Here is a 5,689-nt window from a genome sequence, read left to right on the forward strand (position 1 = left end):
TGGCCGGGGCCATGATCTCGCCGATGAGCGTCCGGTAGTCCATGCCGGCGCCCTGGGCGATGAGCACCAGATCGCTCCAGCCCGGCGTGAGGCCTGGCAGCGGGTTGCACTCGATGAAGTAGATGCGGCCCTTGTCGTCCATGCGGAAGTCGATGCGCGCCACGTCGCGGCACCCCAGCGCCATGAACGAGCCACGCGCCGCCGCGCGCAGCTTCTCCAGCAGCGCCGGCTCGAGCTTCGCGGGCGCGTCGTACCGGATGCGGTTCGTCCAGTCGAGCTTGTGCTGGAAGCTGTAGACCGGGTTCTTCTCCTCCTTGTCCAGGAAGACGATCTCCATGGGCGGCAGCACGCGCGGCCGGCGCTCGCCCAGCAGGCCCACGGTGAACTCGCGCCCGCCGATGTACTCCTCGATCAGCGCCGGCTGCTGGTACTTGCCGACGATCTCCCGCACCACGTCGCGCAGCTCCGCCTCGCTGTGGCAGACGCTCTTGCTCACCACGCCCTTGGAGGAGCCCTCCGCCACCGGCTTCACCATCAGCGGGAAGGTGGTGAACTCCTTGTTGAGCCGCTCCTTGCCCGTCAGCATCAGCTGGAAGGTGGGTGTGTGGATGCCGGCCTGCCGGACGATCTTCTTCGCCAGCGCCTTGTCCAGGGCGATGGAGAGGGTAGCCGGATCGCTGCCCGTGTACGGGATGTCCAGCAGCTCCAGCATCGCCGGCACCTGGCTCTCGCGGTTGCGGCCTTTGAAGCCCTCGGCGATGTTGAACACGATGTCCAGCGGCGTGGTGGACAGCACGTTGGGCAGCTCCTGGTTGGCCTCGAGATCGACCACCTCATGGCCCCACGAGGCGATGGCCTCGCGGATGGCCTGGAGCGTGGCCGGCGAGTCGTACTCGGCCTCGCTGTCCTCCGAGGCATCCACCGTGGGCTTCACGCGCTTGACGTTGTAGGTGAAGCCCACGCGCAGCGGACCCGTCTTGCGCGCCGGCTTGCCCTGGCGCCGCGCCGAGTCCTTGATCTTGTACCGCTTCGCCGCGCTCTGGATGATGCTGCCGATCACCCCATCCAGGTGCAGCCCCTCCAGCGCCGCGGAGGCGTAGATGCCCGCACCCGGCTCCAGGCTGGGCAGCGCGTTGATCTCCAGGAAGTACGGCACACCCGCGTCGCTGAGGCGGAAGTCGATCCGGCCCAGATCCCGGCAGTCCAGGACGCCGAAGATCTTCTGCGCCATCTTCCGCACGTCCTCCGCCGTCTTCGCGGGGATGTTTGCCGGGGCGCGCACGCTGACGGCGCTGTAGTCCTTCACCTTCAGATCGTAGTCGTAGATCTGGTACTTGCGGCTCGCGGTGGCGGCCGAGTCGATCACGTACTCCACCGGGGTGAGCACCCCGTCGTAGTCGTTGTCCACCGCGGCCAGGAAGGGCACCGTCAGATCGCGGCCGCCGATGAACTCCTCCACCAGCACACCGGCCGGGTACCTGGCCAGCGCCGCCCCCACCTTGGCGCGCACCTCGTCCAGCGTCTCCGCGATGGAGTCCTGGGTGATGCCCTTGGAGGAGCCCTCGAAGTTCGGCTTGACGATGACGGGGAAGCGCAGGTTCTCCGCCGTCAGCTCGCTGAGCTTCTCCACGTACTGCCAGCCCGGCGTGCGGATGCCGTGCTTGGCGAGGATGAGCTTGGTGAGCTGCTTGTCGAGGGTGACGGCCAGGGCGTACGCGTCGCTGGCAGTGTAGGGGAAGCCCAGCTCGTCGAAGAGGGCCGGGTAGAAGGCCTCGCGGAAGCGGCCGCGGCGCCCCTCGGCGGTGTTGAAGATGAGGTCCGGGCTGTACGCCTCCAGGCGGGCCACGGTGCGCGAGGCCGGGCCGCTCACCTCGAAGCGCTCCAGCCGGTGGCCGAGCCGCTCGATCGCGCTGGCCAGGGCGTTCACCGTCTCCTGGGTGTCGAACTCCGCCTCCTCTTCCGAGTCGGAGAGCCTGAGGTTGTACGTCAGCGCGATGCGCACGGCTTCCCCCTTCTGGCTCGCTTGAACGAGCGGCCGCGGCGAACCTTCGCCGCGGACATGAGTCGCCCGGTGGCGCGCTCATGCGCCACGGGGGTGCGGGCGGCAACCGTCGCGCCTGCCACAACCTTCCCGTCGACCACCTGCGTCTGGGCCCACATGTCCCCGAGCCGCCAGCCGAGCGGATCCCTCAAGACCCGCCACCCCTCCAGCCCGCCGATGACGAGCAGCCCCGCCGCTCCGGCCACCAGCCCCAGCCCCTCGGGCATCATCCCCAGCAGGACGATCAGAGACAGCGGGGCATTGCGCAGGGCGCTGTCCCGGTGGCGCGCCGCCGAGCGGGTGGGCAGGTGCATCACCTTCACGCCGAAGATCCGCTTGCCCACGCTCTGGCCCTGGAGCATGCCGTCGGCCAGGAGCAGGAAGAGCAGCGCCACCACGGAGCCTGCGGCGCCACAGACGACCCACAGGCCCCACGCCACGGCCACGTCCGCCAGCCGTGCGCCCACGCGCAGCAGCAGCGAGGCCTTGGGGTAGGGCGAGCCGACCATGGCGTCGCCCTCGTGGACGAGGCGCAGCACGCGCGCGCTCCGCGGGGCGGTCATGAAGAGGCGCTCGGGGCCGGGGCTCACTCCTCGGGCTCCAGCGTGAGACCCTTCTCGAGAGGCTCGGGCTCATCCAGGCCAGCCAGTTGGGCCAGCCGCTCGTAGGCGCTGATGGGCATGCGCTGGGACTGAGAGCGCTTCGAGTGCACGCGCGCGTTGTCCGCGGCCAGCTCCGCCGTGGGCGAGCCCGTCTCCGACAGGCGCATCAGCCGCTCCCGAGCCTCCTCGGCGTCATGAGTATGGACATCGGCCTCGCCCTCACGAGTGAAGAAGACGAAGGCCATGGCCGGGCGCTTGGAGGACTCGCGCATGGCGAACTGGACGCCATCCAGGTTCCAGCCCTTCGCGACCCACTCATTGAGGGTGCGCTCCAGCGAGCCCTCGTCCACGGTGGACAGCTCGACGACCTTGTACTGGAGGGGGCCGGGCGAGCGGATCACAGGAGTGTGCCCCGCTCCTGGGCGCTTCCCAGCTCGGCGGTGACGTTCGGGCGGAGGCTTCGCCACCTTGCGTTTGGGGCGCTTCTTCTTCGTGGGCATTGCCGTGCGGATTACTTTGCGCGCAGTGCCGCGCAGGATCAAGCGGCCCGCGCCACTTCCCGGGCCGCCTGTCTCCTAGAGGAGCTTCGAGGCCTCCAGGGCGTGGTAGGTGATGATGAGATCCGCCCCGGCGCGCTTGATCGATGTGAGGACCTCCAACATCACGCGATCGCCATCCACCCAACCATTCTGGGCGGCGGCCTTCACCATGGCGTACTCGCCGGACACGTTGTAGGCCACCACGGGCAGGTCCACGCGCTCCTTCACGCGGTGGATGATGTCCAGGTAGGAGAGCGCGGGCTTGACCATGACCATGTCGGCGCCCTCCTCTACGTCCAGGCCTACCTCCTTGAGGGCCTCGCGCGCATTGCCCGGGTCCATCTGGTAGCCGCGGCGGTCGCCGAACTGGGGGGCGCTCTGGGCGGCCTCGCGGAACGGGCCGTAGAAGCCGGAGGCGTACTTGGCCGCGTACGAGAGGATGGGCGTGTCCACCAGGTGAACCTCATCCAGGGACTTGCGGATGGCGTGGATGCGGCCATCCATCATGTCCGAGGGGGCGATGATGTCCGCGCCGGCCTGGGCGCAGGTGACGGCCATCTGCGCCAGCAGCGGCAGGGTGGCGTCATTGGCCACATGGCCGCCCTCCAGCACGCCACAGTGGCCGTGATCGGTGTACTCGCACAGGCACACGTCCGCGACAACCTGCAGCTCGGGGACGGCCTCCTTGATGGCGCGGATGGCGCGCTGGACGATGCCGTCTCGCGCGTAGCCCTGGGTACCCCGGGCGTCCTTGGAGTCCGGGATGCCGAAGAGGATGACGGCGGGCACTCCGAGCGACCTCGCCAGCTTCGCCTCGGTGACGGCGTGCTCGAGGGAGAGGTTGAAGATGCCCGGCATGGAGCCGATGGGGCGGCGCACGTCCCGGCCCTCCACCACGAACAGCGGGTAGATGAAGTCGGAGGGAGCCAGCGTCGTCTCACGCACCATGTCCCGGAGGACGGGGGAGCGACGCAGGCGGCGGGGGCGATGGGTCGGGAAGGCCATGGTGACGACGGTATAAACCGTCGCAGGCCTCTCCTTCAGCCCTCAAATGGATTCACAGCCCCCCGCCGGGCAGGCAGCGGGGCGTCCGGTGTCACACCCGCCCTGCCTCGGGCTCTGGACTCCATGAGCTCCCGGAGGGATGCCGGGAGGCGTGGTTCGCGCGATGCTCGGCCAGCTCCGCCTCATGGAGCGCCCGGAGATAGCGGCTATGGGCCGCCGGGGTGTCGGCCTTGAGCCCTTCCTCCGCCGCCGCCAGCTCCCGCCGCGCCAGAACCAGCTCCTTCTGAACGATCTCCCTCCAGCTCATTCGTGCGTTCCTCCTTCCCGAAGTCCTATGCATGGGGCAGACCAGGGGTAGGAGTGGGTGAAAGGCGCGAAAGGTGGAGGACTCACGCTGCCAGTGAGGCCCCGCCTGCGAACACCTTTTCCCAGGGGGTGCAAAACACGGGACGCAAGCAAGCCCACAGCGCGCCCGCCTGCCCGTCCGGCTTCCCAGGAAGGCAATCGGCGCCCGGCGTCATCGTCTAGAGTGGACCTGTGTCCGCCATCGAAGTCAGTGGGCTCCGCAAGACCTACCGTCGCGCCTTCCGGCGCACGGGCATTGAGGCATTGCGGGGCGTGGATCTCACCGTGCCAGAGGGGAGCGCCTTCGGGCTGATTGGCCCCAACGGCGCGGGGAAGACGACGTTCATCAAGGCCATCCTCGGCATCGTTCGGCCGACGGCCGGGGCTGTCAAAGTCCTGGGGGGCTCTCCGGAGGATCCTCGAATCCGCGCGCGCATCGGCTACCTGCCCGAGCGCCTGCACCTGCCCCATGCGTGGACGTCCACCGCGTTCCTCCACACGGTGGCGAAGCTCAAGGGGCTGCAGCCGGACCGGGCCGCGCAGCTGCGCCTGCTGGAGCGTGTCGGGCTGGCGCACGCGGTGGACCAGCGGATCGGCGGGTACTCCAAGGGCATGCGGCAGCGGCTCGGGCTGGCAGCCGCGCTGGTGGGCTCCCCTTCCCTGCTGGTGCTGGACGAGCCCACGGACGGCATCGATCCCATGGGCCGCGTGGAAGTGCGCAGCATCCTCCAGGAAGAGGTCCGGCGCGGAACCACGCTGTTCCTGAACTCCCACCTGCTGGCGGAGACCGAGCGCGTGTGCGATCGGGTCGCCATCCTCGCGGACGGGCGCGTGCTGCGTGAGGGGCGGCTGGAGGATCTGGCTCGCAGCGGGGCGAGGTGGGCGGTGCGCTTCGCGCCGGGCGCGGACGCGGAGGCCCTGGGCGCAGCGGGCTTCCAGTCGGTGGGCTCAGAGGGGCTCTTCCACGTGGAGGCGACGGACCCGGCGGCGCTGAACGCGGCGCTGGACAAGGCGCGCGCGGCGGGAGCGCTGCTGGTGGAGCTCAAGCGGGACGGGCAGGATCTGGAGGCGGTCCTCACCTCCACCATGGGAGCGGCGGCATGAGGCCTATGTTCGGAATCGCCGGCTATGTGCTGCGCGAGGCGGCGTCACGCAAG

The 5,689-nt window shown here is 69.4% G+C and carries 6 protein-coding genes; 1 reads left to right on the top strand and 5 read right to left on the bottom strand.

Annotation, left to right across the window (positions count from 1 at the left end):
• The 5 genes from VD972_RS11335 to VD972_RS11355 all read right to left on the bottom strand — a co-directional run.
• Positions 1-2,002: D-alanine--D-alanine ligase family protein (locus VD972_RS11335; protein WP_324985179.1), on the bottom strand; the 2,002-nt coding region annotated here is incomplete at its 3' end.
• Positions 1,987-2,604, bottom strand: coding sequence for an RDD family protein (locus VD972_RS11340; protein ID WP_324985194.1), 618 nt, complete (start codon positions 2,602-2,604; stop codon positions 1,987-1,989). The genes VD972_RS11335 and VD972_RS11340, both read right to left, overlap by 16 nt.
• A gap of 23 nt (positions 2,605-2,627) precedes the next feature.
• Positions 2,628-3,044 (bottom strand): hypothetical protein, encoded by a 417-nt coding sequence (locus VD972_RS11345; RefSeq protein WP_324985182.1) that lies wholly within the window; start codon positions 3,042-3,044, stop codon positions 2,628-2,630.
• Between the two features lie 174 nt (positions 3,045-3,218).
• Positions 3,219-4,187 carry a porphobilinogen synthase gene (gene hemB, locus VD972_RS11350; protein ID WP_324985185.1) on the bottom strand — a complete coding sequence of 323 codons (969 nt, stop codon included), beginning with the start codon at positions 4,185-4,187 and terminating at the stop codon, positions 3,219-3,221.
• A 91-nt stretch (positions 4,188-4,278) separates the two neighbouring features.
• Complete coding sequence (locus VD972_RS11355; RefSeq protein WP_324985188.1) at positions 4,279-4,494, bottom strand: hypothetical protein; 216 nt, start codon at positions 4,492-4,494, stop codon at positions 4,279-4,281.
• Between the two features lie 230 nt (positions 4,495-4,724).
• Here VD972_RS11355 and VD972_RS11360 point away from each other — a divergent pair, with 230 nt between their 5' ends.
• Positions 4,725-5,636, top strand: coding sequence for an ABC transporter ATP-binding protein (locus VD972_RS11360; protein WP_324985191.1), 912 nt, complete (start codon positions 4,725-4,727; stop codon positions 5,634-5,636).
• The last annotated feature ends 53 nt before the right edge of the window (positions 5,637-5,689 follow it).

The organism is Hyalangium sp., assembly GCF_035629615.1.
Classification (GTDB): Bacteria; Myxococcota; Myxococcia; order Myxococcales; family Myxococcaceae; genus Hyalangium.